The sequence below is a fragment of the Stenotrophomonas maltophilia genome (assembly GCF_002799155.1).
GTDB lineage: Bacteria > Pseudomonadota > Gammaproteobacteria > Xanthomonadales > Xanthomonadaceae > Stenotrophomonas > Stenotrophomonas maltophilia_R.
In genome coordinates, this window is sequence record NZ_NERD01000002.1 from 675,096 (window position 1) to 701,240 (window position 26,145).

General features: G+C 67.6%; 29 protein-coding genes. 17 read left to right on the forward strand and 12 right to left on the reverse strand.

Annotated elements, in window-relative coordinates; translation table 11 throughout:
• Positions 1–56: 56 nt before the first annotated feature.
• From B9Y82_RS03690 to B9Y82_RS03705, 4 genes are all read left to right on the forward strand, one after another.
• On the forward strand, positions 57–1,064 hold the full coding sequence (locus tag B9Y82_RS03690) for a LacI family DNA-binding transcriptional regulator (RefSeq protein WP_100471582.1): 1,008 nt from the start codon (positions 57–59) through the stop codon (positions 1,062–1,064).
• Between the two features lie 115 nt (positions 1,065–1,179).
• Positions 1,180–2,232, forward strand: a complete 1,053-nt coding sequence (locus B9Y82_RS03695) for a sensor domain-containing diguanylate cyclase (protein WP_100471583.1) — start codon at positions 1,180–1,182, stop codon at positions 2,230–2,232.
• Between the two features lie 116 nt (positions 2,233–2,348).
• The gene (locus tag B9Y82_RS03700; RefSeq protein ID WP_100471584.1) at positions 2,349–3,374 is read left to right on the forward strand and encodes an AI-2E family transporter; all 1,026 of its coding nucleotides are present in this window, start codon (positions 2,349–2,351) and stop codon (positions 3,372–3,374) included.
• A 162-nt stretch (positions 3,375–3,536) separates the two neighbouring features.
• Positions 3,537–5,279: a GGDEF domain-containing protein gene (locus B9Y82_RS03705; protein WP_100475165.1), complete on the forward strand. Its 1,743-nt coding sequence runs from the start codon at positions 3,537–3,539 to the stop codon at positions 5,277–5,279.
• 199 nt (positions 5,280–5,478) lie between these two features.
• Here B9Y82_RS03705 and B9Y82_RS20800 read toward each other — a convergent pair whose 3' ends face one another.
• A complete protein-coding gene (locus B9Y82_RS20800) occupies positions 5,479–5,790 on the reverse strand; it encodes a PaaI family thioesterase (protein ID WP_238381536.1) in 312 nt (103 codons plus the stop codon).
• Between the two features lie 37 nt (positions 5,791–5,827).
• Entirely contained in the window at positions 5,828–6,262 is a 435-nt protein-coding gene (locus B9Y82_RS03715) for a hypothetical protein (protein WP_100471585.1), read from the reverse strand.
• A 284-nt stretch (positions 6,263–6,546) separates the two neighbouring features.
• Here B9Y82_RS03715 and B9Y82_RS03720 point away from each other — a divergent pair, with 284 nt between their 5' ends.
• Positions 6,547–6,978, forward strand: a complete 432-nt coding sequence (locus B9Y82_RS03720) for a pyridoxamine 5'-phosphate oxidase family protein (protein ID WP_005412573.1) — start codon at positions 6,547–6,549, stop codon at positions 6,976–6,978.
• Positions 6,979–7,016: 38 nt separating this feature from the next.
• Here B9Y82_RS03720 and B9Y82_RS03725 read toward each other — a convergent pair whose 3' ends face one another.
• Complete coding sequence (locus tag B9Y82_RS03725) at positions 7,017–8,411, reverse strand: DUF2867 domain-containing protein (RefSeq protein ID WP_100471586.1); 1,395 nt, start codon at positions 8,409–8,411, stop codon at positions 7,017–7,019.
• Positions 8,412–8,435: 24 nt separating this feature from the next.
• Positions 8,436–8,747 carry a metalloregulator ArsR/SmtB family transcription factor gene (locus B9Y82_RS03730; protein ID WP_004147836.1) on the reverse strand — a complete coding sequence of 104 codons (312 nt, stop codon included), beginning with the start codon at positions 8,745–8,747 and terminating at the stop codon, positions 8,436–8,438.
• 129 nt (positions 8,748–8,876) lie between these two features.
• Here B9Y82_RS03730 and B9Y82_RS03735 point away from each other — a divergent pair, with 129 nt between their 5' ends.
• From B9Y82_RS03735 to B9Y82_RS03760, 6 genes are all read left to right on the forward strand, one after another.
• A complete protein-coding gene (locus B9Y82_RS03735; protein WP_100471587.1) occupies positions 8,877–9,458 on the forward strand; it encodes an NMCC_0638 family (lipo)protein in 582 nt (193 codons plus the stop codon).
• Positions 9,459–9,642: 184 nt separating this feature from the next.
• Positions 9,643–10,110, forward strand: a complete 468-nt coding sequence (locus tag B9Y82_RS03740) for a DUF2975 domain-containing protein (protein ID WP_100471588.1) — start codon at positions 9,643–9,645, stop codon at positions 10,108–10,110.
• The gene (locus B9Y82_RS03745; RefSeq protein ID WP_005408494.1) at positions 10,110–10,334 is read left to right on the forward strand and encodes a helix-turn-helix domain-containing protein; all 225 of its coding nucleotides are present in this window, start codon (positions 10,110–10,112) and stop codon (positions 10,332–10,334) included. Before B9Y82_RS03740 ends, B9Y82_RS03745 begins: the two co-directional genes overlap by 1 nt.
• Before the next feature lie 43 nt (positions 10,335–10,377).
• The gene (locus B9Y82_RS03750) at positions 10,378–11,919 is read left to right on the forward strand and encodes a TerC family protein (RefSeq protein ID WP_100471589.1); all 1,542 of its coding nucleotides are present in this window, start codon (positions 10,378–10,380) and stop codon (positions 11,917–11,919) included.
• 64 nt (positions 11,920–11,983) lie between these two features.
• A complete protein-coding gene (locus B9Y82_RS03755) occupies positions 11,984–13,120 on the forward strand; it encodes a metallophosphoesterase (RefSeq protein ID WP_100471590.1) in 1,137 nt (378 codons plus the stop codon).
• Between the two features lie 72 nt (positions 13,121–13,192).
• Positions 13,193–13,597, forward strand: a complete 405-nt coding sequence (locus B9Y82_RS03760) for a hypothetical protein (protein WP_100471591.1) — start codon at positions 13,193–13,195, stop codon at positions 13,595–13,597.
• A gap of 61 nt (positions 13,598–13,658) precedes the next feature.
• Here the strand turns inward: B9Y82_RS03760 and B9Y82_RS03765 are convergent, their stop codons facing one another.
• The 5 genes from B9Y82_RS03765 to B9Y82_RS03785 form a co-directional block, all read right to left on the reverse strand.
• Positions 13,659–14,297, reverse strand: coding sequence for a ferric reductase-like transmembrane domain-containing protein (locus tag B9Y82_RS03765; protein WP_100471592.1), 639 nt, complete (start codon positions 14,295–14,297; stop codon positions 13,659–13,661).
• Between the two features lie 83 nt (positions 14,298–14,380).
• Positions 14,381–15,115 carry an HvfC family RiPP maturation protein gene (locus B9Y82_RS03770; RefSeq protein WP_100471593.1) on the reverse strand — a complete coding sequence of 245 codons (735 nt, stop codon included), beginning with the start codon at positions 15,113–15,115 and terminating at the stop codon, positions 14,381–14,383.
• Positions 15,108–15,953, reverse strand: a complete 846-nt coding sequence (locus B9Y82_RS03775; RefSeq protein WP_100471594.1) for an HvfB family MNIO-type RiPP peptide maturase — start codon at positions 15,951–15,953, stop codon at positions 15,108–15,110. Before B9Y82_RS03775 ends, B9Y82_RS03770 begins: the two co-directional genes overlap by 8 nt.
• 54 nt (positions 15,954–16,007) lie before the next feature.
• Positions 16,008–16,484: an HvfA family oxazolone/thioamide-modified RiPP metallophore gene (locus B9Y82_RS03780; protein WP_100471595.1), complete on the reverse strand. Its 477-nt coding sequence runs from the start codon at positions 16,482–16,484 to the stop codon at positions 16,008–16,010.
• 93 nt (positions 16,485–16,577) lie between these two features.
• The gene (locus B9Y82_RS03785; RefSeq protein WP_100471596.1) at positions 16,578–17,222 is read right to left on the reverse strand and encodes an HvfX family Cu-binding RiPP maturation protein; all 645 of its coding nucleotides are present in this window, start codon (positions 17,220–17,222) and stop codon (positions 16,578–16,580) included.
• 342 nt (positions 17,223–17,564) lie between these two features.
• Here B9Y82_RS03785 and B9Y82_RS03790 point away from each other — a divergent pair, with 342 nt between their 5' ends.
• From B9Y82_RS03790 to B9Y82_RS03810, 5 genes are all read left to right on the forward strand, one after another.
• Positions 17,565–18,365, forward strand: coding sequence for an alpha/beta fold hydrolase (locus B9Y82_RS03790; protein ID WP_100471597.1), 801 nt, complete (start codon positions 17,565–17,567; stop codon positions 18,363–18,365).
• Positions 18,366–18,368: 3 nt separating this feature from the next.
• Positions 18,369–18,914 carry a redoxin family protein gene (locus tag B9Y82_RS03795; protein WP_100471598.1) on the forward strand — a complete coding sequence of 182 codons (546 nt, stop codon included), beginning with the start codon at positions 18,369–18,371 and terminating at the stop codon, positions 18,912–18,914.
• Between the two features lie 57 nt (positions 18,915–18,971).
• The gene (locus B9Y82_RS03800; protein ID WP_100471599.1) at positions 18,972–19,712 is read left to right on the forward strand and encodes a response regulator; all 741 of its coding nucleotides are present in this window, start codon (positions 18,972–18,974) and stop codon (positions 19,710–19,712) included.
• Positions 19,709–21,022 (forward strand): sensor histidine kinase, encoded by a 1,314-nt coding sequence (locus B9Y82_RS03805; protein ID WP_100471600.1) that lies wholly within the window; start codon positions 19,709–19,711, stop codon positions 21,020–21,022. Before B9Y82_RS03800 ends, B9Y82_RS03805 begins: the two co-directional genes overlap by 4 nt.
• Before the next feature lie 104 nt (positions 21,023–21,126).
• Complete coding sequence (locus tag B9Y82_RS03810; protein WP_100471601.1) at positions 21,127–22,386, forward strand: MFS transporter; 1,260 nt, start codon at positions 21,127–21,129, stop codon at positions 22,384–22,386.
• 4 nt (positions 22,387–22,390) lie between these two features.
• Here B9Y82_RS03810 and B9Y82_RS03815 read toward each other — a convergent pair whose 3' ends face one another.
• Positions 22,391–23,338 carry a nucleoside hydrolase gene (locus tag B9Y82_RS03815; RefSeq protein WP_053506836.1) on the reverse strand — a complete coding sequence of 316 codons (948 nt, stop codon included), beginning with the start codon at positions 23,336–23,338 and terminating at the stop codon, positions 22,391–22,393.
• A 150-nt stretch (positions 23,339–23,488) separates the two neighbouring features.
• On the opposite strand from B9Y82_RS03815, the gene B9Y82_RS03820 reads away from it, so the two are divergent.
• Positions 23,489–23,815 carry a hypothetical protein gene (locus B9Y82_RS03820; protein WP_100471602.1) on the forward strand — a complete coding sequence of 109 codons (327 nt, stop codon included), beginning with the start codon at positions 23,489–23,491 and terminating at the stop codon, positions 23,813–23,815.
• A 92-nt stretch (positions 23,816–23,907) separates the two neighbouring features.
• Here B9Y82_RS03820 and B9Y82_RS03825 read toward each other — a convergent pair whose 3' ends face one another.
• Positions 23,908–24,627, reverse strand: a complete 720-nt coding sequence (locus B9Y82_RS03825; RefSeq protein ID WP_012510388.1) for a GntR family transcriptional regulator — start codon at positions 24,625–24,627, stop codon at positions 23,908–23,910.
• Between the two features lie 56 nt (positions 24,628–24,683).
• Positions 24,684–26,051: an SLC13 family permease gene (locus tag B9Y82_RS03830; protein ID WP_100471603.1), complete on the reverse strand. Its 1,368-nt coding sequence runs from the start codon at positions 26,049–26,051 to the stop codon at positions 24,684–24,686.
• Positions 26,052–26,145: the final 94 nt, after the last annotated feature.

Below are 26,145 nucleotides of genomic sequence, written 5' to 3' on the forward strand. Positions count from 1 at the left end.
CAGGGGCTCACGCAGGACCTGTTGTGCAGTGCACAGCAGACAGGAGAACTAACGCCATGGCCACCATCTACGACATCGCGAAGCACGTCGGCGTCTCCGCAGGCACGGTGTCGCGGGCGCTTTCGCGGCCGGACAAAGTCCTGCCGGCCACCCGCGCGCGCATCGAGCAGGCCGCTGCCGCACTGGGCTATGTGCCCAATACGGTGGCCCGCACGCTCAAGACCCAGCGCAGCGGCAAGATCCTGGTCACCGTCCCGGACATCGCCAATCCGTTCTTCGCGCAGATCCTGCAGGGGGCGGAGGACGCCGCACAGGCGGTCGGCTATGCGGTTCTGCTCGGCGATACCCAGCATCAACCCGACCGCGAGGAGCGCTATGCGCAGATGCTCCGGCGCAACGAGGCCGACGGCATGATCGTGCTGGGGCACCGCCTGCCGCCGACGGCGCGCGAGATCGTCCAGCAGCGCGGTGCCGCCGCGCCGGTGATCAACGGCTGCGAGTTCGACCCCGCGCTGGGCATTCCCAGCGTCCATATCGATAACGCCGCGGCCGCGCGCGTGGTGATGGAACATCTGTATGGGCTGGGACATGAACGGATTGCCGTGGTCGGTGGGCCGCCTGACAACCCGCTGCACCAGCAGCGACTGGAAGGCGTCCGCGCAGCCGGCAAGGCGCGCGGCCGCCTGCGCCAGCTGAGCATCGTGCCGGGGGATTTTTCCGTGGAATCCGGGCATGCGGCGGCGATGGCGCTGCTGGCCGCCGCGCCCGCACCGACCGCGGTGTTCTGCTTCAGCGACCAGATGGCGCTGGGTGCGCTGGCCGCCTGCCGGGAGCTGGGCATCCGCGTGCCGGACGAACTGTCCATCGTCGGCTTTGACGACCTGGCGTCTTCCCGCTACCTCACGCCGCCGTTGACGACCATCCGCCAGCCCATGCGGGAGATTGGTGAGCGCGCGGTCAACCTGCTGCTCGCGATCATCGAACAGGTTGATGTACCGCTTCAGCAAACGCTGGATTTCAGCCTGATGCTGCGGGGTTCGACGGCTGCGCCCGGGCAGGGGTGAGGGCAGGGCGCCGCCTTGAGTCCTTGATCCCGAATTGACGCAGAGCTGTCAGACTCAGCGTGGGCACCCCGGCAAGCGCCGGGGTGGAACGTGCGATCGCGCAAGGGGGTCGGCAATGCCGTTCTTGACTGACGCGTCGGAAGTCGCGGTCGAAGGCATCGGCGCGGCACGTCGCATCGGCTGGATGCGCTTCGTCGGCAATGGCCTGGGCGCGATTCCCATCGCCTCGATCATTCTTGAACGCCAGGACGGCCTGCTGGCCTGGGCGCTGCTGCTGCTCAATGCATTGGCGTGGCCGGCGCTCGCACTGGTATTGACCCAGCGTGCCCGCCAGCCCGCACAGGCGCAGTTCCGCTGCATGGTCGCCGACTCCTTCTTCGGTGGCGGCTGGATCGCCTTCATGGCGCTGAGCGCGGTCCCCAGTGCGTTGTTCGCCGCATTGCTGGTTGCCGACAAGATCGCGGCCGGTGGCGTGCGCCTGGCGATGCGGGCCACGCTGGCGCTGGCGCTGGGTTTCGCGATCACCTGGTGGGTGCTCGGCTTCCCTTACCAGCCCGTTTCCTCGCAGCGCACGATCGTGCTCAGCGTGCCGTTCCTGTTCGTCTACGGCATCGGGCTGAGCATCCTCAGCTGGCAGCTGGCGCGCCGGGTCAAATCGCAGAATCGCCAGCTGCAGCGGCTCAGCCGGATGGATCCGCTGGTCGAGCTGGCCAACCGTGGCTTCCTGATCCTGCGTGCGCAGCAGGCACTGGACCGGGCCCAGGGCCAGGGCGGTTTTGCCTGCCTGTTGATGCTTGATGTGGATGACTTCAAGCGCATCAATGATTCGCTTGGCCACCGCGCGGGCGACGAGGTACTGCGGCATATCGCTGCAACATTGCGCACGTTTGCGCGGCCCGGTGATACCCCGGCGCGGCTGGGGGGTGATGAGTTCGTGGTGCTGCTGCACGACTGCGCGCCCGTCGACGCGATGCACGTGGCCGAGCGGGTGCGCCTGCATCTGCTCGAGGCCGCGCGCCAGATCACGCCGGGCGTGGAGTTCAGTGTAAGCATCGGCATTGCCGCTACGCCGCGGGGAGGCAGTGTCGAGGACTGGCTGGCACTGGCTGACCGCGCGCTCTACCACGCCAAGCGGCAGGGCAAGAATACGGCCAGCTACGGCGAGTGAGTCGATGGGGCGCCGGCAGGGCCGCCACCGGATGAGAACGTAACGCCCGTTCAGCCTGCACGCCGAATCGGCGGGTCAATCCTCTACCATGGGCCACCCCGCCCGGACGCGCTCCCATGCAAGACGCCCTTGTTGCCCAGCCCAAGCCCCCCGTTCCAAGGATCGCGGCGTGGCTGATGATGCTGCTGGGCATGTGGCTGGCGCTGAAGCTGGGCCTGGTGGTGACCCTGCTGTCCGGCCTGCTGGTGTTCCAGTTGACCCATGTGCTGGCCTCCACCGTGGAAGGCAAGCTGCCGCCGGGACGGGCACGGGCGATCGCGGTGATCGTGCTGTCGGCGATCATCATCAGCGCACTGGTAATGGCCGGCATCGGCGTGGCCTCGTTCTTCCGCAACGAGACCGGTGGCCCGGACGCTCTGCTGGCGCGCCTGATGGAGATCCTCAACACCTCGCGCCACCAGGTGCCGGCGCTGCTGCAACCCTATATTCCCGAAGACATGCCGGCACTGCGCACGGCGCTGAACGAGTGGGCCGCCGAGCATCAGCGCCAGCTGGGCGTGGCCGGTACCTCGGTGGTGCAGGTGGGGGTGCGCGTATTGATCGGCATGGTGCTGGGCGCGATGATCGCGCTGTATGACGAACTGCCGCTGCCGCAGATGGGGCCGCTGGCGCAGGAGCTGATCGGGCGTACCAGCCGCCTGGCCACCGCATTCCGGCAGGTGGTGTTCGCGCAGCTGAAGATCTCGCTGCTCAACACGGTGTTCACCGCCGTTTTCCTGCTGGGCGTGCTGCCGCTGTTCGGCGTGCACCTGCCGCTGTCGAAGACCCTGGTGCTGATCACCTTCATCGCAGGCCTGCTGCCGGTGGTGGGCAACATCATCTCCAACACCATCATCACCATCGTCGCGCTGTCGGTTTCGTTCTATGTGGCGGTGGCGGCGCTGCTGTACCTGATCGTGATCCACAAGCTGGAGTACTTCCTCAACGCCCGTATCGTCGGTGGCGAGATCCAGGCGCGTGCCTGGGAGCTGCTGCTGGCCATGCTGGTGATGGAGGCGGCGTTCGGCCTGCCGGGCCTGGTCGCCGCGCCGGTGTTCTATGCCTACGTGAAGCGCGAACTGGTCGACCAGCGCTGGATCTGACGCGGCAAGGCATGACGTATTCGCCCAGATTGGACGGTCTGCGCGGCCTTGTCGGTGCGTTGGCGGCGTGCGCGGTATACCCACGGCAACGGTTGGCCCGGTAGCGCCTTGGCGCCTGTGCAGGCGGCCGCTACAGTGTTCCGCACGACAGGGGAAATGTGCATGGCCCGCAAGGCGTCGCCCATCGGATTGCGGACCTGGGTCTGGATCCTGGCCGGGCTGTTCGTAGTCTGTACGCTGCCGTTGATGGCCATCGCGCTGGTGCAGGGCACGCTGCGCTTCACTGCCGCCGAGGACAACCTGGTCAGCCTGCGCCAGCTGCGGCAGACCTTCGACCTGGCCAACCTGGTGTCGGCCGAGCGCGGCCCCGCCAACAGCCTGCTGGGGGCCAACACGGCCGATGCGGCTGAACAGGCCCGGCTCGCGGCGCAGCTGGCGGTCGCGCGCAAGCGGGTCGATACCGCCCTGCAGCACCTGGACACCGTGTTCAACGCCGACCCGGGCGTGGTCGACGAGCATGGAATGCTGGCCGACGCGCAACGTCGCCTGCAATCAGCGCGGGCCGCGGTGGACCGGGTGGCGGTGCAGCCGCACGATGCGCGCCGGGTGGAGGACGTGGAGCGCGCGATCAGCAGCATGTTCGCGGTGGTCGATCGCCTGCACGTACTGACCTCGGCGCAGATCAACGTGCTGGTCAGTGCCGACCGCGAAGCGGCGATTCCGGCGATGCAGGGCCAGGTGCTGATCGACCTGCGCGAGCATGGCGGCCGCCTGGCCTCGAACGTGATGGCGCCGGTGGCGGTACCGGGGGCATGGCGTGACGAACAGCTGCGGGCGGCATTGCAGACCGAAGGCCGCCTGCTGGAACTGTGGCGGCTGGCAGGCAGCCATGAAGCGGTGTTCCGCAGTGATCCGGCGCTGTCCTGGCATTGGGACATGGCACGCCGGCAGTTCTTCGGCGAATCGCTGCCGATGATCGAACAGTTGATCGAAGATGGCCGGCGCGGCGTACCGCCGCCGTGGACTGCTGCCGAGTTCACCACGCGCTACGTGCCGACCCTGCAGTCGCTGGAAGCGCTGCGCGACGGCTACCTGAGCGTGTCCATCGCCCGCTTCGAGCGCACCCGCAACCGCGAAGCGACGCGCCTGGTGGTGCTGGTGGCGACGGTGCTGGGCACGCTGGTGGTATTGGGCGTGGCGCTGCGCATTGCCCACCTGCAGATCCTGCGGCCACTGCTGCAGGCGCAGAAGCAGGTGATCCAGATTGCCTCGGAAGCGCCCGGCCCGGAACAGCATGTGACCCACCCGCTGGCCGAGATGCAGCGCCTGTTCGATGCCATCGAAGTGCTGCGCGAGAAGTCGCGCGAGCGCTCGGCGTTGACCAGCGAGCTGCGCCAGCTGGCCGGTACCGACGAGCTGACCGGGCTGTTGAACCGGCGGGCGCTGGACGAGATGGTGCAGCAACGCCACGACGACGGCGGCAACAGCGCGGTGGTGATCCTGCTGGACGTGGACCGCTTCAAGGCGATCAACGATGGCCATGGCCACGACGCGGGCGATGCAGTGCTGGTGCAGGTGGCGCAGTTGCTGCAGCGCCACCTTCGCCGCAGCGACAGCATTGCCCGCTATGGTGGCGAGGAATTTCTCGTATTGCTGGCCGACGGCGATCTGGCCGGCGGCCGCCAGGTGGCCGAGTCGCTGCGGGCGGCACTGCAGCAGCTGGAGATCGTACTGGTTGGCGGCAAGGTGCTGCGGGTCACCGCCAGCTTCGGTGTGGCCGAGGGCGGCACCGACGCGCTGGGCTGGCGCACCCTGTTGCGCGCTGCGGATGCGGCCATGTACCAGGCCAAGGCGCAGGGCCGCGATCGCGTGCGCGTGGCCGGCGGTGGCCGCATCGCGCGCTGAACGGCCTCAACCGATACGCGCATGCACCCGGCGCAGCGTGCGCGCGATCATCCGGCGCGCTATGGGACGTGGTACCGATAAGCCACGCCAGCGTAGCGCACCCACCCGGAACGTGGCGCTGGCGGTTGCCAGCACCTTGCCGGCCGGGTCGGTCAACCAACCACGGGTGAAGGCGATGCTGCCCTTGCTGTGTTCGACTTCACCCCAGCCGATGATCCGCCCGGGGCGCGGGGCTGACGAAACTTGTCTTGGATTCCACCGTGACTGCGATGCGGTTGGCCGGCAGCGTGGCGTAGATCGCAGGCCCCATGCAGTCGTCCAGCATCGCCGAGAGGAAGCCGCCCTGCACGTTGCCCATCGGGTTGGTCAGTACCGGGCCGGCCTCGAATTCGACCTGGATGCGGCGCCGTGCATCGTCGTAGTCGACGAAGCGCCAGCCGAGCAGGGTGCCTGCCTGGGAGGGCGGCAGATCACCGTTGACCACGCTGTAGAAGATGGATTCGGGATTCATGGGGAGCCTCGATGAAAGGGGAGGGAGGAACAGCACGTCAGGGCAGCGCCAACAGCGCCAGCACGAATCCGATGACGGACAGCACCACCACGGCAGCGCCAGCGGGTACAGGCGTACGGGCACCGGTTTGCCGCCGTACGCCGGTGGCGACCAGTACCGGTGGCACGGTGGCGACCAGGCAGAACAGCTGGAACGCCAGCAGCTGCGGCAGTGCGAAGTGACCTCCGAAGAAAATCAGCCAGGCCAGCATCACGCCGGCGCCGGCCAGTGCGATCCAACCGGCGCCGACCACGCGGATGAGGGCCATCACCAACACCTGCATGCGTGGTTCGACCTCAGCCCACGGCATGCCCACGGCCTGCCCGTGGTAGGGCATGAAGTCGGAGCGTTTCAGGTAGGCCGCAGCAAACAGCGAGACAATGAAGAACGCTAACAGGTAGCAGCCGAACGCGAGCCAGGCGAACAGGTCCATGTGGAGGCCATGCGGTTGCGGAGGGGAGCCCCGGTTGCGCCGGCGGCCATGCCGGAGGTGCCGCGGGGTTGCGCGATTCTCGGGCAAGCCCCTGTTAGAGGCGTGTCGTGGTGTGGAGGACCGTTCCTCCATCCGCTGTTAACGCGGGTGTGGTGGTGAGGAGTGCGTCACACACGTGCCATGCGCCCTATCTCGTTTTCTGTGAAGAGGTCGCAACTGCCCATCCACGCTTCGGTCACCGCTCTGCGCAGACGCTGGGACTCCATCCGACGAGGGACGACGACATGACCCAGCTCACCCTGCCTGAACTGTCCAGGAAAATGGCCGGCATCGATTTCACGATGCTGCAGACCCACGCCGGCGGAGAGATTGCCGGTCGTCCGATGAGCAACAACGGTGACGTGGACTATGACGGTGACAGCTGGTTCTTCACCACCGAAGACACCGACATGGTGCGCGAGATTGAAGCGGACCCCGCCGTCGCGCTGGGTTTTTCCGGCAGCAAGTCGCTGCTGGGCAAGCCACCGTTGTTCGTGCACGTGCAGGGAAGGGCAGCGCTGGTGCGCGATCGCGCTACGATGAGCCAGCACTGGGTGAAGGACCTGGAGCGATGGTTCGAACAGGGCGTGGATACACCGGGACTGGTGCTGATTCACGTGCGCGCCAGCCGCATCCACTACTGGGATGGCGAGGACGAGGGCGAAATCGTGATCTGACCGGAACCGCGCAGCGCCCGGCGCATCGTGTTCCAGGGTCAGCAGTGCGCAGGGTGTGCTGCAGGATCCCCAAGATTGGCCAGTTCCGGTGCCAAGGCGTGCTCCACCGCACGCCGCAGCAGTGCCGGCGCGACATAGTGCCGGTGCCCGGCGTCGATCAGCGCCATGTACATGCCGCCGAACGCATTGAGGGTCTGCACGCATGAGCCCAGGCTGATCTCGACATGTCCATCGCTACGCCGCTGCACGCGCACGCTGCTGCGGAAACGCAGGTGCCGATCGTCGGCGCCGAGCAGGACTTCGGCGTCGTTGTCCTGCGTATCGATGTGCGAATCCAGCACCGGAAATCGACCAGCGAACAACCGGCTGCGATCGGTCGACAGCAATGACGACACCGGGCATCCCAGCGGCGACGTGCGCAACCGCAACGGCGCCACCAGTCGGTTTCGCAGCGCCATCAGATGGCCTACGCCGCTGGGTGGATTGCGCAGGAAGCCCTCCAGTACATCGGCCAGCAGTGCCGATGCGGAACGGTGGACCACCTGCGAGGGTTCCAGGCACAGGGTGGTCAGGTCCTGGTAGTGGCTGTGCGGAAGCGCTGTGGTCAGCATGCCATCGGTGGCGGCGGGCCGCGAATGGATGGGATAGGCCGGTGTGGCACGTTCGACGAACCCGCGCAGCGGCCGCATGGGGATGCGGCGCAGCGGGCCGAGCAGGGCACGGGTACGCGCGCACAGGTGTGCGCACAGGCTGGGAGGCGCCGCCTGCAGCGACAGTTGCAACAGCGGTGCCGCCGCAAGCGAGGTGCCTGAAGGCCAGTGCGGTTCCGGAAGCACCTCGGTCAGGCTGGGGATATCGGCGGCATTGCGTTGCACCTGTGCACGCGCCTGCTCGCTCATCGCGCCGGCCAGTTCATTGCTGTGGCAGGACAACGCGAACAGCGCTGGATGTGCAGGATGGTTCGACGCGAACTGGTGCCAGGTGCCGCCGCCGAAGCGCACGGTAAACAGGCAGTCCGGTGGGATGCGGATGCGCCGAAGCGTGCGCGCGAAGGCACCAGGATCTGCTGCCAGCTGCGTGTCGGAGGCGGTGGCGAAACGCAGCTCGGCTCCCGCGCTGCCGGCGATGGCGGTGAACATGCGCGGGCCTGCATGGCGATGAAACGGGTGGCCACCGGCACCGACGGTGAAGCTGTACAGCGAGGAGGCATCCCCGTGCTGCAGGTGCATGCCACCCAGTCGCGCCGAAGGTTCATCCAACGCATCGATGAACGCCGGGTGGTGGCGCTGACGCTGGCCGGCGTCACTCACCAGCCCGTCACCGGCACCGATGCCGAGCTGCGCGATCAGGGTGACTTCGGTCGGACTGCCGCCGTCCTGTGCCGGAAGCTGCACTGCTGGAAACGAACGGCGATCGCGGGTCGAACCAGGCATCGTCATGCTCCTTGGCGAGGCGGATCAGCGGGCGGGGGACTTGCGGCGGGCGCGGGCTTCACGCTTGAGCGGGCCGCCGACAGGGCAGACTTCGGCCGCCCACGAGAACAACGTGTTGGCCAAACGGTCGGGTACCTGCCTGAAGTACACGAACTGGCCGCGTTTCTCGCGTTCGATCAGTCCGGCTTCCTCGAGGATGCGCAGGTGGCTGGACAACGCCGGCTTGCTGAAGTCGAAGCGCTCGGCCAGCTCGCCCGCGCTGAGCTCACCGGCGCTGAGATAGGCCAGGATCTGCCGGCGGGCGGTGGAGGCAAGGGCTTCGAAGATGCGGTCCATGGCGAGCTAATTAACTAATTCGTTAACTGATACTCCTCCCGCCGGTGGCGGCTGTCAAGCCAAGACCCGTTGCGTGGCACGCCTGGGCTTTGCCATCCTCCCCGCTGATTTCCGTACCGTGGAGTTCCGATGCGCCCTGTCTCCTGGCTGGTCCTGGCCCTGCTGCCTGCCCTGGTGGTGGCGCTGCCTGCGCGCGCAGCCAAGGCCAAGGCCCCGGCGCAGGACGCCTTCAGCGAGTTGTTCGATACCGCCTGCATGCAGCACATCGGGGCCCCGGCGCGGTTGCAGTCGCTGATGGAGTCCAATGGCCTGTCGCCGCTGCAGCCCGCCGAAGCCGCAACGCTGTTGCAGGGGCAATCGGGCGTGGCCTGGATGGTGCCTCTGGCCAGTGGCCGCTATGCGGTGAGCTGGGCTGACGATGGCACCTGTACGGTCTACGCCGAAAAGGCCGACGCGGCGGTCGTGCAGAAAGGGTTCGCCCGGTTGGTGCAGGCGGCACCGAAGCCGCTGCAGGCGCGCTCGCTCCCGGGCCGAGGGCCGCTGTCGGCCGACCAGGTGGCGATCCAGTACGGCTGGGCCACGCCGGGGCAATCCAAGCTGCAGGCGCGCTTCCGGCTGGTGACGCGGCAGGCGGCCGAGGCCGGCGTGCAGGCGATGGCTTCGGTGACGCCGGGCGAAGCGATGCTGGAGCAGAGCACGCCTGGGCCCTGATCGGGACCAGCCAGCGCGATTCAGCCTTCTACGCGGGATCTGGTATATCGTTTATCGATAAATCCACCCGGGGCGGCGTAGCCACCCCAATGCCGGAGGCCGCTTGACCGCTCGTCCCGCCCGCGCCAGACCCGCGCGAGGCCTGTTCACCCTGGCCCAGGCCGCCGTACAGGCCGTCCGGGCGATGTGCTGGCTGGGCATCCTGGCCGCACTGCTGGCGGTGCCGCTTGTTGCTCACGACCGTCGCTGGCTGCTCGACAGCGTGCATGACGCCGAGGCCGCCGCCGCGCACGGCAACGACCTGTTCCTGCATTTCTGCCTGGGCCTGGGAGCGATCGTCGCGCTGCTGGTGCTGTGCCTGATGTTCCTGCGCCATCTGTCGCGGCTGCTGAAATCGGCGGCGCGCGAACGGCCGTTCACCCACGCCAATGCACAGCGCCTGCAACGCATGGCGTGGCTGATGCTGGCGATGGAGCTGCTGTCGATCCTGATCGGCGCCTACGCGGCCTGGATGGGCCCGGACTTCACCTGGATGGAGGTGGGCGGAGGCATGTCGATCACCGGCCTGGTGGCGGTGCTGATGCTGTTCGTGCTTGCACGCGTGTTCGCCGTGGGCGCAGCGATGCGCGATGACCTCGACGGTGTCATCTGATGGCGATCGTCATCACCCTGGACCGCATGCTGCAGGAACGGGGCATGACCCTGTCCGAGCTGGCCGGGCGCATCGACATCACCCTGGCGAACCTGTCGATCCTGAAGACCGGCAAGGCGCGTGCCATCCGCTTTTCCACGCTTGATGCGATCTGCCGCGAGCTGCAGTGCACGCCCGGCGACCTGCTCGGGCATGACCCCGCGCAGGCGCAGGACGCCGATTGAATGTCTGCTCTTTTCCCTTGCCTACTGACGAAACGGACCTGAAATGGAATGGTTGGCTGACCCCTCGATATGGATGGGCCTTGCAACCCTGGTCGTGCTGGAGATCGTTCTCGGCATCGACAACCTGGTGTTCATCGCGATCCTTGCCGACAAGCTACCGCCGCACCAGCGCGACCGCGCGCGCGTGATCGGCCTGGCACTGGCGCTGCTGATGCGGCTGGTGCTGCTGGCGGCGCTGGCCTGGATCATGAAACTGACCGAGCCGCTGCTCACGCTGTTCGACCACAGCTTCTCCGGGCGTGACCTGATCCTGCTGGGTGGTGGCCTGTTCCTGCTGTTCAAGGGCACCATGGAGCTGCACGAACGGCTGGAAGGCCGCGAGCACCACGAGGATGGCAAGAAGGTCTACGCCAGCTTCGCAATGGTGGTGGCACAGATCGTGGTGCTCGACGCGGTGTTCTCGCTGGACTCGGTGATCACCGCGGTGGGCATGGTCGACAACCTGGGCGTGATGTATGCCGCCGTGACCATCGCGATGGCGCTGATGCTGGTGGCCAGCAAGCCGCTGACCCGCTTCGTCAACAAGCATCCCACGGTGGTGGTGCTGTGCCTGGGCTTCCTGCTGATGATCGGTTTCAGCCTGGTGGCCGAAGGCCTGGGCTACAAGATCCCGAAGGGGTACCTGTACGCGGCCATTGCCTTCTCGATCCTGGTCGAAGCGTTCAACCAGTGGGTGCGCTTCAATCGCGAGCGCAACGAGCGCCGCCAGCCGTTCCGCCAGCGTACCGCCGACGCCGTGCTGAGGATGCTGGGCGCGCGTCCGGCGAACGGCCACGACAGCGAAGGCGTGGACGAGCAGGTGGACGCCGATGATCGCCTGCAGCCGGCCGAACACGAGATGATCCGCAGCGTGCTGGGCCTGGCCGATCGGCCGGTGTCGAGCGTGATGACCGTGCGTGCCGACGTGCAGTGGATCGACCTGGCACGTGGGCAGGAGGACGTGGTGGCGCGCCTGGTGGCGTCGCCGCATACCCGCCTGCTGGTCTGCGAGGGTGACCTGGACAGCCTGCGTGGCGTGGTGCAGAGCCGGGACGTGCTGGCTGACCTGCTGCAGGGCAAGCCGCTGCAGCTGGAAGGCAACCTGCGTGAGCCGCAGTACGTGCTGTCCAGTGCCAGTGCTTTGCAGGCGCTGGAACTGATCCGCCAGCACCCGGTGCCGCTGGCCGTGGCGGTGGACGAGTACGGCAGCGTGGAGGGCCTGGTGACCGCCAACGACCTGCTGGCGGCGATTGCCGGCGACCTGGTCGATACCCAGGACGAGCGCTATGGCGTGGTCGCGCAGGGAGAGGATCAGTGGGAGGCCGACGGTGCGCTGACCGTGGATGATCTGCAGCGTCTGGCGGGGGTGTCGCTGCCGCGCAGTGCCGACTACATGACCATCTCCGGCCTGGTGCTGGAGCAGCTGGGCCGCCTGCCGGACATCGGCGATGCGGTGGAGGTGGCCGGCGTGCGCATCACCGTGCTGGCGATGGAGAAGCGCCGCATCGCCCGCCTGCGGGTGCAACGCCTCGGCGGAATGGCTTGACCCACTTTCCGCTACACAACACTGCCGGCAACCGTCACCATGGCGGACCCGCGTTCTTTCCAGGATGGTTGCAGTGCTGAGTACGATCGGTTTCCTGATGGGCCTGTATGTGGCCTGGCGCCTGTTCTGGCCACTGCGCATGCCCGCCGCATTGAAGGTCGTGCTGTCGGTGCTGCTGGTGGGGGTTGCCGTGCAGCTGCGCATCGTCGCCACCTTCTGGGGCACGATGGCCTCGCCCGAGATCCCGAAGCTGGCCATCGCCACGCTGGCCACCGGCTCGACCGCCGTATTGCTGCTGGCGCTGGTGATGCTGGTGCTGGACGCCGGCCTGCTGCTTTCGCGGCTGTCGCGCTGGCCTCGCGCGGTAGCCGCATTGCGCGCGCGGCGTCTGCGACCGGTGGCCGGCGTGCTGGCCCTGCTGGTCAGTGGTCATGGTGTCAGCCAGGGCATGGCAGTGCCCACGCCCCGTCAGATCGAGGTGAGCATCGCCGGATTGCCGGCCGCGTTCGACGGCTATCGCGTGCTGCAGCTCACCGACATCCATGCCAGCCGCCTGCTGACCGGCGACTGGGTGCGCAAGGTCGTGGATGAGAGCAACGCACTGGCGCCGGACCTGATCGTGATCACCGGTGATCTGATCGACGGCAGTGTCGAGGCCCGCCGTGACGACGCGCGCCCACTCGCGGACCTGCGGGCGCCGGATGGCGTCGTTGCCATCACCGGCAATCACGAGTATTACGCGCAGTACCAGGCGTGGATGCAGGCGTTCCGCGCGCTGCACATGCAGGTGCTGGAGAACAGCCACCTGCAGGTGCGGCGCGGTGATGCGGCGCTGACCATCGCCGGGGTTACCGACCCGGTGGCCGCACGCTACGGCCTGCCGCTGCCGGACCTGGGTGCTGCGCTGGCGGGGGCTGATCCATCTGCCCCCGTGATCCTGCTCGACCATCGCCCGCGCAATGCACGTGAGGCGGCCGCGCGTGGCGTGAAGCTGCAGCTGTCCGGGCATACCCATGGCGGGCAGATCATCGGCATGGACCAGCTGGTGAAGCGGGCCAACGGTGGCTATGTCTCCGGTCGCTACGACGTGGATGGCATGACCCTGTACGTGAGCAATGGTGCAGGCCTCTGGGCGGGTTTCCCGGCGCGCATCGGCGTGCCGTCGGAGATCACCCTGGTGACGCTGCGCCGCGCGCCGTGACCCGGAAGTGGGGTCAGATCCCTTTCCCGCAGGGAAAGGGATCTGACCCCTGACAACCACATGGAAGGAACCATGGCCCATCCCCGTGCATCGATGGAGCGCCTGATCCGAGCCAATGCTGACGAGATCAACCGGCTGCAGCAGGCCATCCACGAGAGTGCCGCGCTGCGCTGGCGTGACCCGGAGCAGAAGCTGCTGCACGCCCAGGCCTGCGCGGCGTTCCACCAGCACTACGAGCGGCTGGCGTTTCCGGGTGGCTATGCCAACGCGTTGAGACGGCTGGCGGAGGATGACCCGAATACGCTGGACGTCGCGCTGACCTTCCTTGAAGTGCGGCCATACTTCTTCCGTTCCGGGTACATGTGGAAGACGCTGCTGAAGCGCGTGCAACGGGTATCCATGGGGGCGAAGCAACGCGCGCGGCTGCAGGGGATCCTCGATGCCTACGCTGCCTATCGCGCCACACGCGACGGCTGATGGGGCGGCATGATGGGGTCAGTTCCCTTCGCCTTTGGCAAAGGGAACTGACCCCGGCCCGTCAGGCCGCCCGCAGCGGCGGCCGCGGATGCGCACTTCGACGCAGTGCTTGTGCCCGCTTGGCGATCCAGCGCACCACGAAGGCGGTGAACAGCAGCGCCGACGGCACCGCATACCAGAAGTTGCCCGGCACGCGCTTGAAGTACGAGTAGGTAAACACCGCCGCGATGATCCACATGCCGGTTACGTGCAGGCGACGCCAGGCGGTGGGTCCCATGCGCCGGGCGAGCCCCCGGTGCGAGGTGATGGCCAGCGCCAGGATGGCGATGTAACCCACCGTGCCCGGGAGGTTGGCCAGCGCTGAGCGTGCTGGCCAGAACGCCGGGTTGAGGATGCCGAAACTGGTGATGGCGATTGCGTGCAGCAGGTGCGAGAACGCGAAGGACAGGCCGATGATGCGCCGTTCGCGCAGCAGGAAACGAGTGAACGGGCCGGGCAGCAGGCTGGCGAACGACGATGCCGTGAACGCCGCCAGGAACAGCAGGAACGATGTGCGTGCAGTGACCCGGATCGCCGCCCGGCTGCCTTCGGCTGCATCGGGATGCAGGGCGAAGGCGGTCAGTGCGAACGCGATCAGGACCACGCTGATGGCTACGAACAGGCGCCAGCCGTGCAGGAGGGAATTGTTGGAAGCAGCCATGGTGAGACCTCGAAGTAGGGGACGGGTAGTGCCGGCCGCGGGCCGGTCAGGGAATGGGTAGTGCCGGTCGCTGGCCGGTACCCTCAACAGTCGTTCGGCACAACCAGCGCGCCTGCCGCGCACAGCTCTTCCAGAAGGGGGGCGCATGCCGTGCGCAGTGCATCCTTTGCCACGTCATGTGTTTTGGACAGTACCTGTAGTGCCTCATCCAAAGGCGCGCCGTCGTCACCGAAGACCGATAGCAGCGCATAGGCCAGCGGGGCCAGTTCCTCGACCTGCAGTCTGAAATCGGGCATGCGGCGCATCAGTAGCAGCGTGGGAGCTGCATCCAGCACCGGCACCAGCACCTCGTCCTCATGTACCGGCCACTGGTAGCCAAGTACCCGCACCTGCGGCGAAATCGCCAGCACATCACTGTCCAGGGGCGTGCACTGCAGCGATTGCCCGGCGCCACGGGCTTCAATGTGCAGCGACTGCTGCGTGCTCTCGTAGTGCGCCAGTTCCGCTGCCCAGGCCGGCAGTGCCAGTGTGTCCTGCACTGCCAGCCAGGCCGCGAATTCGCCAGCGATCTGTGGGAACAACGGGGTGTGGCAGGTGTGGCGGGCGTAGTAGTGCTCGACCGTGTCGCGCCAGCGCGGCATGCCCAACTGGTGTTGCAGGCGTGGCAGGGTGCCAGCCAGCAGGGTGTCCAGGCTGTCGATGCACAGGCGGCGGTACACCGCCAACCGGCGCGCCTCGACGCCATCGGGTGCGGCCATTGCAGGGTCGCGCACATGGTCGGCCCAACGCCGTTGCAGTGTGGCCAGTGACTCAGCCATGGGCCACCTCGGGCCAACGTGCCTCAGTCTGTGCCTGGCGGATCTGCGCAACCTCGGCCAGCAACTCGGCCAGTGGCGGGAAGTTGAAGTCGCGTTCGAGCAGGGTGGGGCGCACGCCCACCCGCGCATAGGCCTCGCGCAGCAGCGCCCAGACCATGCCTTTCACCGGCGCGCCGTGGGTGTCGATCTTGAAGCCATCGTCTTCATCGAAGTGGCCGGCTACATGCAGCGAGGCGACACGGTGGGACGGCACGCGGGCCAGGAATTCGAAGGCGTCGTAGCCGTTGTTGCAGGCGTTGACGAAGACGTTGTTGACGTCCAGCAGCAGGTCGCAGTCGGCTTCGGCGAGCACGGCGTTGATGAAGTCGATCTCGCTCATGTCCGCGCCGGCAACGGCGTAGTAGGAGATGTTCTCGACTGCGATGCGTCGGCCCAGCATGTCCTGCACCTGGGCGATGCGCCCGGCGACGTGGTGGACAGCCTCGGCGGTGAACGGCAGCGGCAGCAGGTCGTAGACATGGCCGCCGGCGGCGCAGTAGCTCAGGTGTTCGCTGTACAGCTGCACCTGGTGCAGGTCGAGGAAGGTACGGGTCTGTGCCAGCAGGGTGCGGTCCAGCGGATCAGGACCGCCCAGCGACAGCGACAGGCCATGGCAGGTCAGGGGGTGGCGTTCGCTCAACCTGCGCAGCGCTGCACCGTGTGCACCGCCGACGCCGATCCAGTTGTCGGGCGAAACTTCGAGGAAGTCGATGGCACCGGCCGGCATGGCCAGCAGTTCGTCGATCAGGCCACGGCGCAGGCCAAGACCGGCGGCATTGGAAGGCAGGGGCAGGGGCATCACGGATACTCCGGAGAGGGCGCCGCCCTGGAGGCGGCGCCGGTTGAACGTCGATCAATCGGCAACGCGGGAGAACAGGCCCTTCGGCATCGGCTTGCCGTTGGCGGTGTAGACGCTGCGCAGGTAGTCGTGCGCCTCCTGCTCGCTGATGTAGCCGTCGTGGTCGGTGTCGATGCGGTCGAACTCGGCGGCACGCTTGGCGGCCACAGCGTTGAACTCGGCACGCGAGACCCGGCCGTCGTGGTCACGGTCGGTGCGGGCAAACGAGGCGTCGCCGCACTTGCCTTCGCCACACTGGCCCTCGGCGACCCTGGCCTTGCCGGCGGGCTTGCCGGTGGTGGCCTTGCTGGCCCCGCACTTGCCTTCACCGCACTTGCCTTCGGCGGCGGCGCTCATGGCCACCGCACTGATCGCCAGCGGTTGGATCGCCGCGGCCTGGCCGGCCAGCAGCAGGCCACCGGCCAGGGCGATGCCGATGGCACCGATGCGCGGCAGGCGGGAGGAGGGGGTGTTCTTGGTCGAGACGGACATGGTGGTGACTCCTTGGGAATGCACGCGGGGCGTGCGGGATGGACGCCGCCGAACAGGCGACGGAAAGAGGCGCGTGGGAAAAGGCAGATCAGATCAGGCGCTGCGGCGACGACGCAGCAGATGGCCCAGCAGCAGCACACCGCCGAGCAGGGCACCGCCGAAGCCGATGCCGGGCAGCAGCGCGGCAACCGGCAGCAGCAGGGCGATCAGGCTGACGCCCCAGCCCAGGCCGTCGTTGCCGGCGGGGGCATGCGGCGAGCCGGCCAGCAGCCGGTCGACGCTGAGTGCGCCACCGCCGTTGAGGATCAGCGGCAACAGCATGGCCAGGAACAGCAGCGGCAGCTTGAAGTTGCCGTAGCCCTGGTCGGTGATCGCATAGCCCTGCCAGAGCTCGCCCAGGCCGTTCCATTGGTCGGGCCAGTGCACGGCGGCGATGGCGACCACGGTCAACACCCAGAAGACGTAGGCCACCGAGCGCGTGGCCAGGCCGAGCAGCAGCATCACCGCACCCACCAGTTCCAGCCAGGTGGCCAGCTGCCAGTTCAGCGACGCGGGCAGAGTGGAGAACGGGAAGGGGAAGCGGCCTTCCAGGTCGGCGAACCAGTTCTGGCCACCCAGCTTTTCGCAACCGGATTCAAAGAACTCCCAGGCCAGCAGGGCGCGCAGCGCCAAGGGCGAGAGCCAGCGGCCGACGGCGTCCAGGCGGGGGGTATACACGGAAGAGGCGGTGCTGATCATGGTGGTGTCCTGCGGGCCAGTGGTCGATGGAGGCCATTTCAGGCGGCGCAGGTATCGGCAACGTGTGCCGTTGCCCGGGGTTTTGTCAGCGACTGTGGCCGCGGCCGGGGTTTCCTACAGTCAGATACAAAGACGATGCGTTGATGCACATCGGGGCGTTGCGCGCCCGCGCGCGGGGAACGATTTCCACCCGGTAGTGCCTGGCCGGGCGCGGCGCCCGAATGTATCCCACTGTAGAAACACGCCTGCGCCCTACAGTCCGGTACAACTCTGCGCCGCGGCGAAACAGCGCCGATACACCGGCAAGCGGAAATGGCCACTCCCAACACCGGAGTGCCACCCATGATCCGTAGCTCGTTGCTTGCCGCCGCTCTCGCCTTTGCCGGCGCCGCCGCCCCCTCCTTCGCCTTCGCTACCCAGGCCGATACCGCTGCACCGCCCACCGTCATCCTGGTGCACGGCGCCTTCGCCGATGGCTCCAGCTGGAACAGGGTCATCAGCACCCTGCATGACTGGAAGCTGCCGGTGGTGGCCGTGCAGAATCCGCTCACCTCGTTGGCCGACGACGTCGCCGCCACCCGTCGCGCCATTGCCGCCGCGCCCGGCAGGGTGGTGCTGGTCGGCCACAGCTGGGGCGGTACGGTCATCACCGAGGCGGGCGATGACCCGAAGGTGCAGGCGCTGGTGTATGTGGCGGCCTTCGCACCGGATGCAGGGCAGTCTTCGGCGCAACAGGGCGAAGGTTTCCCGGTCGGTCCGGGCCTGGCCCGATTGCAGGAAAGGGATGGCTACCTGACGTTGCCCGCTGATGCCATCGCCCAGGACTTCGCGCCGGACGTGATGAAGAAGTCGGCCGCACTGCTGTACAGCACGCAGGTCCCGTTGAAGGCCAGCGCGCTGGGCGAGGTGGTGAACGTTGCGGCCTGGCGCAGCAAGCCGAGCTGGTACGTGCTCAGCCGCGACGATCGCATGCTGTCGCCGCAGCTGCAGGCCGCCACCGCACGCCGCATCGGCGCACAGCTGCAGTCGATCGGCAGCAGCCACGTGTCGCTGCTTTCGCATCCGGCGCAGGTGGCCGACAGCATCCTGGAGGCGGCAGGCGTGAAGCCGGCCGAACTGCCGCTGGCCGAGCAGGGGGGCTGAGCGATGGCCGCGCTACGAGGGTATGCACTGCCCCTGCTGCTGGGCCTGCTGGGTGGAGCGGCGTTGCTGCTGGCATGGCCCGGTGCCGAGGTCGGCGCGCAGCCGCTCGACGCAGCACCGAAGGCGGGGTTCGACGGTGGCGGGCCCTGGCACAACAGCCCACCGATGACACTGAAGCAGTTGCGGGGGCAGGTGGTACTGGTCGAGTTCTGGACCTACACCTGCAGCAACTGCCTCAATGTGGCGCCATATGTTCACCAGTGGCATGCACGCTACGCGTCGCAGGGCCTGCAGGTGATCGGCGTGCATACGCCGGAGTTCGCCTATGAGGGCCTGCCCGGCAACGTGCGCAGGGCCATCGGCCGCTTGGACATCACCTGGCCGGTGGTGCAGGACAACCAGTTCCGGATCTGGAATGCCTGGGGCAACCGCTTCTGGCCGGCACTGTACCTGCTCGACCGGCAGGGGAGGGTGGTCTATCGCCATTACGGCGAGGGCGACTACGCACGTACCGAAAGCGAGATCCAGCGCCTGCTGGCCAGCCCCTGAGCCGCGCTACCATGGCGGCGCCGCGCGGCGCTGCCCCCTGCCTTCATCGAGAACGCAATGAATCCTGTACCGCACATCCTTGTCGTGGACGATGACAGTGAGATCCGCCAGATGCTGGCCGACTACCTGCAACGCAACGGCCTGCGCGTGAGCCAGGCCGACGGTGGCCGGGCCATGCGCGCGCTGATGGACACCCACGCGGTGGATCTGGTGGTGCTGGACGTGATGATGCCGGGCGAGGACGGCCTGAGCCTGTGCCGCAACCTGCGCGCCGGCAAGCATCGTGCGGTGCCGGTGGTGCTGCTGACCGCCCGCGACGACGAGACCGATCGCATCATCGGCCTGGAAATGGGCGCCGACGATTACGTGACCAAGCCCTTTTCCTCGCGCGAACTGCTGGCACGCATCAATGCAGTGATACGTCGCACACAGATGTTGCCGCCGAACCTGCAGGTGAGCGAAGCCGGCCGCCAGTTGGCTTTCGGTGCCTGGCGCCTGGATACCACCGCGCGCCATCTGCTGGATGCACAGGACACCGCGTATCCGCTCAGTGGTGCCGAGTTCCGCCTGTTGCGCGTGTTCCTCGATCACGCCAATCGCGTGCTCAGCCGTGACCAGCTGCTCAGCCTCACCCAGGGCCGCGATGCCGAACTGTTCGACCGCTCGATCGACCTGCTGGTCAGCCGCGTGCGGCAGCGCCTGGGTGACGACGCACGCGAGCCGACCTACATCAAGACCGTGCGCAGCGAAGGCTATGTGTTCAGCGTGCCGGTGCAGTTGCTGGGGCCGGACGAATGAACACCGGCGCACGCCGTCCACGCTGGCCGCGCACGCTGTCGGCGCGGCTGCTGCTGGTGCTGCTGGGCGGACTGGCGCTGGCCCACGCGCTGTCCTTCGGCCTGCTGTTCTTCGAACGCTACCAATCCACCCGCAGCATGATGCTGCGCAACCTGGATGAGGATGTGGCAGTGAGTGTCGCGCTGCTGGAGCACCTGCCCGCAGAGCAGCGCGATGCCTGGGTGCCGCGGCTGGAGCGGCGCACCTACCGTTACCTGCTGCGCCCGGCTACGGCCGGGCCCGGGCTGCAGACCGATCGTGCACGCCAGGTCACTGCGATCATCGACGACAGCCTGCAGCACCGCTATTCGTTGCAGGCGCGCCAGGTAGCTCGTTTGCCGGAGCGCTTCGAGGTCGAACTGCGCCTGCACGACGGCACGCCGTTGACCATTGAAGTCACCCCGTCGGGCCTGCCGCTGGCACGCTGGCTGCCCGCCGTACTGCTTGTGCAGCTGGCGCTGCTGCTGGTGTGCGCATGGCTGGCAGTGCGCCTGGCCATGCGCCCGTTGCAGCAGCTGTCGCGTGCGGTGGAACAGCTGCAGCCGGGCAACGACGGACCGGCACTGCCTGAAGATGGCCCTGTGGAAGTAGGCGGTGCGGCGGCCGCACTCAACGCGCTGCAGGCACGCATTCGTGGCCATGTCAGTGAGCGCCTGCAGATCCTTGCAGCGATCTCGCATGACCTGCAGACCCCCATCACGCGCATGAAGCTTCGGGTGGAGACCCTGCCTGAAGACAACACCCAGCAGCGCCTGCTGGCCGATCTCGACCATCTCGGGCAACTGGTGCGTGAAGGCGTGGCCTATGCGCGCAGCAGCCACATCGCCAGTGGTACGCCGGTGTCGATGGACCTGGGTGCATTCCTGGCCAGTGTGGTCGGCGACTACGAGGACATGGGCAAGCCGGTCAGTGGCGGTGCACCCGCTGGACTGATCGTGCAGACCTGGCCGCAGCCGCTGCGACGGGTGGTCGGCAACCTGGTCGACAACGCAGTGCGCTACGCCGGTGCCGCCGAGATCGAAGCCGGCCGTGATGAGGCTGGCAGGATATGGATCCGTATTTCCGACCGTGGCCCGGGTATCCCGGAGAACCAGCTGCAGGCGGTGCTGGCACCGTTCCATCGGCTGGAAAGCTCGCGCAACCGCGATACCGGCGGCACCGGCCTGGGCCTGGCCATCGCGGTGCAGCTGGCGCAGTCGCTGGGCGGCTCACTGCGGCTGCACAACCGCGAGGGCGGCGGTCTGCGGGCGGAGCTGCAGCTGCCGGGCTGATGGTTGGGGTCAGAGTCCTTTGCCACCGGCAAAGGGCTCTGACCCCGGTTGGCAGGTGCACCGCGCCATCACCCCGCGCGTGACACCCTTCCGCCATGAATGAAATGACCGCGGCGCGGCAGCGCTCGATGTGGGTGGCGGGCCTGTCCACGGTGGTGGAGTGGTACGACTTCACCCTGTACCTGTACTTCGCCACGGTGTTGTCGCGTGTGTTTTTCGGCGGTGGCGAGCAGGCGCTGCTGGTCACCCTGGCCGGCTTCGCAGTGTCCTACCTGATGCGCCCGCTGGGCGCGCTGTGCTTCGGCCACCTGGGCGACCGGCTGGGTCGGCGCTGGATGCTGCTCGCGTCGATGGCCCTGATGGCAGCGGCGATGCTGGCCACCGCACTGCTGCCGACAGCGGCCACGGCAGGTACCACGGCGGGCGTGCTGCTGCTGGTACTGCGCTGCGTGATGGCGTTTTCGGTGGGCGGTGAGTACACCGGGGTGGTGGCGTACCTGCTGGAAAGCGCACCGGCGCGGCGACGTGGCCTGGTGACCTCGCTGGCATCGGCGGCCAGTGAAGTGGGGGCGCTGCTGGCGGTGGCGATTTCGGCGGTTACGGTTGCGCTGCTGCCCACCGCGCAGCTGGACAGCTGGGGCTGGCGTATTCCGTTCTTCGTCGGTGCCGGGCTCGCACTGGTGATCCTGGTCGCACGCTCGGGCATGCATGAGTCGCCGGAGTTCGAGCGTCAGCGCCGCGAGGGCAGCATCCCGGCCACGCCGCTTCGCCATGTACTGCGCAACCATCCGCTGGCGGTGGCACGCACCTTCGCGATCTCTGCGCTGGGCTCGATCACTTACTACGTCGGTATCACCTATGTGCCGGCATTCCTGCATGCGCAGGGTCATGACGAAGGTGACGCGCTGTGGCTGTCGACGATTGCGGCGGTGGCGGTGATCGCGATCACGCCACTGTGTGGTGCATTGTCCGACCGCGTCGGGCGGCGGCCGATGTTGCTGGGCCTGACCTTGCTGGCAGCGCTGCTGCCGCTGTCCCTGTTCGCCTGGATGGCGCAGGCGACGCCGCTGGGCATCGCGCTGGCCGCGGTGCTGCTGGCCTGCGTGGCCGGTGGCGTGAGCGCGGTGGCGGCGCCGGCCACCGCCGAGCAGTTCCCCGGCGAAGGCCGGGTCAGCGGGCTGGCACTGGGGGTGACCATGGCCACCGCCTTCTTCGGCGGAGCAACGCCATGGCTGGCGCAATGGTGGGTGGAGCGCAGCGGCTGGGCAGCGGCACCGGGTGCGATGATCGCGCTGGTGGCGGTGCTGGTGCTGCCGGTGCTGTGGACCCTGCCCGAGACGGTCCCGGGCAGGGCCAAGCGCTAGCCGGTCAGACCTTCAGGGTCTGCTCGATGTCGGCCAGTACCGCGGCCGCATCCACGCCGATGGCAATCGACTGCACCACGTGGCCGTCCCACACGCTGGGGCCGAATGCCAGGCCTTCCGGCTTGGGAATGGTCATGCCGCGGGCCACGCCGTCGGTGGCCACGCGCACGCTGGCGCGCTCGAACTGGAACAGTTCCGGGCGGGTCAGCGCGATGCAGGCGCAGCAGTCATGCACGACCATGCCCTTGTGGCCGGCCTGCAGGTAGAAGTCCACGTAATCCTGAGACAGCGCACGCACCAGCTCGGCATCGGCACCGCCGATCGCAGCCAGCGTATCCAGGCCGTCACGGTCCATTTCCACGCGGGTGGTCACGTCCAGGCCGATCGCGGTAACCGGCCAGCTGGCGGTGAACACCACGTCGGCGGCTTCGGCATCGCCCCAGATGTTGGCCTCGGCGGCCGGGGTGATGTTGCCGTTGACGTGGAAGGCGCCGCCCATGATCACCACGCCGCGCACCAGGCCGGCGATGTCCGGGGCCTGCTGCAGGGCCAGGGCCAGGTTGGTCATGCGGCCGACCGCGACCAGCGTCACTTCGCCCGGATGGGCGCGGACCAGGTCGATGATCAGCTGGTGGGCGGGGCGCGCATCGGCAGCCACGTCCAGGTGGGCCGGCACCGGGTGGTTGCCCAGCCCGTTGTGGCCGTGGATGTGCACCGGCCAGGCTTCCGGAGTGGCTTCCGGCTGCAGCGGGCCTTCGGCGCCGCGCGCAACCGGGGCGGCAAAGCCCCAGGCCTGCTTCAGGTACAGCGCGTTGTGCGTGGTCGACTCCACCGAGGCATTGCCGAAGGTGGTGGTGACGCCGATCAGATCGATCTGGGCGTGCTTGTGCAGGTACAGCAGGGCCAGGGCGTCGTCGACGCCCGGGTCGGTATCGAAAATGACTTTCAGCATGTTGTTGTTCTTCTTCTTCCGTGTGGTGCGGGGGCGCCGGCGGCCACGGGGCAGGCCGGCGCGCCCTACATTGTCCCATCTTCATGACAGGCAGGGCCATTGCCGGGGTGGCAGGCCATAATGCCCCCGGTCCAGGCACGGAGTCGTCGAATGCTGATCGTTGCCCTTCTGCTGGTCCTGCTGGTGCTGGGCCTGAACGTGGTGGCTACCGTGGTGATCGTCAGGCGTGATGGCCTGTCGGCGGGCGGCCGGACGGTGCAGCTGCTGCTGGTCTGGCTGCTGCCGCTGGTCGGCGCGATCCTGTGCATGGCGGTGGCCACGGCCGATGGTTCGGGGAGCCGGGGGGATGGTGGCGCAAGCTACGACAGCTCAGGTGGTTATGCCAGTGACAGCCACAGCCATCACAACCACAGCAGCGCCGACTGCAGCAGTGATGGTGGTGGGGGTGACGGCGGCAGCTGCGGTGGCGGCGATTGATGGGACGTCCCAGGGTGCCGGCCAGCGGCCGGCACTACCCAGCCGAGGTCATGTCCTGGTAGTGCCGGCCGCTGGCCGGCAACCCCAACAGCTCAGCCGCCGCCTTCGGTCGGCAACGGCGCCGGCACGTTCAACAGCCCGCCCGCCGCCACATAGGCGGCCAGTGCCTGGCCCTGGCTCAGCAGATGGCGTTCCATGGTGCGTTCGGCAGCCTGCGCGTCGCGGCGGCGGAAGCATTCCATCAGCTCGCGATGTTCGGCCAACGACTGCGCGGTGCGGCCTGGGGTCAGCAACTGGCGGCCGCGATGCATCTTCAGGATGCGGTGCAGATCGTGGGTGATACGGATCAGCCACGGGTTGCCGGCGTAATGCTGCACGGTCTCGTGGATCAGGTAGTTGTTGCGGTAGTACTCGGCGATGTTGCCCTCGGCCGCCGCCGCTTCCATCGCCGCATGCAGGTCTTCAAGCTGCTGCACGCCAGCGTCGTCGATGTGCTTGACCGCCTCATGCGCGCAGCGGCCTTCCAGCATGGCCATCACCGGGAACAGCTGGTTGAGGTCTTCCAGCGTCAACCGGGTGACCCGGCTGCCACGACCGGCATCGATCTGCACCAGGCCTTCGGCCGCCAGCAGCTTCAGTGCCTCGCGCAGGGGCGTGCGGCTGATGCCCAGTTCTTCGCACAGCGCAGGCTCGTCGATCCACTCGCCCGGCGGCAGCCGGTAATCGTAGATGCGTTCGCGCACGTGTTCGGCCACCTCTTCATACAGGGGCGCGCGCTTCTTCGGTGACCGTGGGGCAGGGGCAATAGCCATGCGCAGAGTGTAACGCCAGGTCGCGCCGGCCAGCGGCCGGCACGACCGGCTGGCGGTTACATCCAGCCCGGCACCACGAACACCAGCCAGGCCAGCAGCGGCCCCAGCGCCACCACCAGGCCGCTGTAGACCAGGAAGCGGCGGAACAGGGTCTCGCGTTCTTCCTTGGCGGCCGAGGCCACCACCAGCGCGCCGTTGGTCGAGAACGGGCTGACATCGACGATGGTGGATGACACCGCCAGCGCGCAGATCACGCCGGCGGCGCTGAGGTGGCCCTGCATCAGGAACGGCACCGCCAGTGGAATCGTCGCGCCGAGTACCGCTGCCGATGAGGCGAATGCGGAAACGATGCCGCCGACGTAGCAGACCAGCAGCGCTCCGAGCAGCGGGATGCCGATGTCGGAGACACCGTTGCCGATGAAGTCCACCGCGCCGGCATGCTCCAGCACGCCGATATAGGTCACCACGCCGCAGATCAGCAGCACGGTGGACCAGCTGATGCCGTCGACCGCACCCTTCTGGCTTTGCGGGGACAACAGTGCCAGCGCCACCGCCACGGTGATCGAGACCAGGCCGACGTTGAGGTTGTAGATCAACGCCGCCACGCCCAGGCCCAGCAGGCCGATCAGGGTGAACAACCGCTCGCGGGTCAGGTTCACCGCATCCAGGGCCGCCGGATCATTGCTGAGCGTGCCGCCACCTGCCGCGACCAGGGCGCCGTGGCCTTCGATGGCGAACTGGCGCGACGATGCCTGCGGGCCACCGGCCATCGCCAGTTCGGCATTGCCGAGCGCTCCTGCGGCGGTGATCGAGCCGCGACGCAGCAGCGCGATGCCGCCGAAGGCGAAGAAGCAGATCGTCGCCATCATGAAGTTGAAGCCCAGGCTGGTCAGGAACACCGCCATCTCGGTCACTTCCAGCCCGGCCTTCTGCACCACGCCGTTGGTGATGCTGCCGTACACGCTGATCGGCGAGAAGCCGCCCGCCTGCGCGCCATGGATGACCAGCAATCCCATCATCAGCGGGTTGATGTTGTACTGCTTGGCAAAGCGCAGGGCGACCGGGCCGATGATTGCGACCGCCGCCGGGCCCAGCGCACCGAACGCGGTGAGGACTGCGGTGATCACGAACATCACCCACGGAATGGCCACGATATGGCCGCGCACCACTTTCACTGCCCAGTGCACCAGCAGGTCGATGGTGCCGTTCTTCTGCGCAATGGCGAACAGATAGGTGATGCCGACCAGGGTCAGGAACAGATCGCCGGGAAAGCCGGCCAGGACCTCCTTGCCCCCCATGTCGACCCATAGCCCGCCGATGATGAAGGCCAGCGCGAAGGCGACGGCTCCCATGTTGATCGGCATCGCGGTGGCGACGATGAACATGATCACCAGGCCGATGATCGTTGCGATTTGTGGACTCATGCGCCCTCCCAGACACGTGACTCACGTACAGCGCGGATGGAGACCCGCCATCCCGGGGTAAGGCGACGTACGGCGTGTTGCGTGATGCGTACTG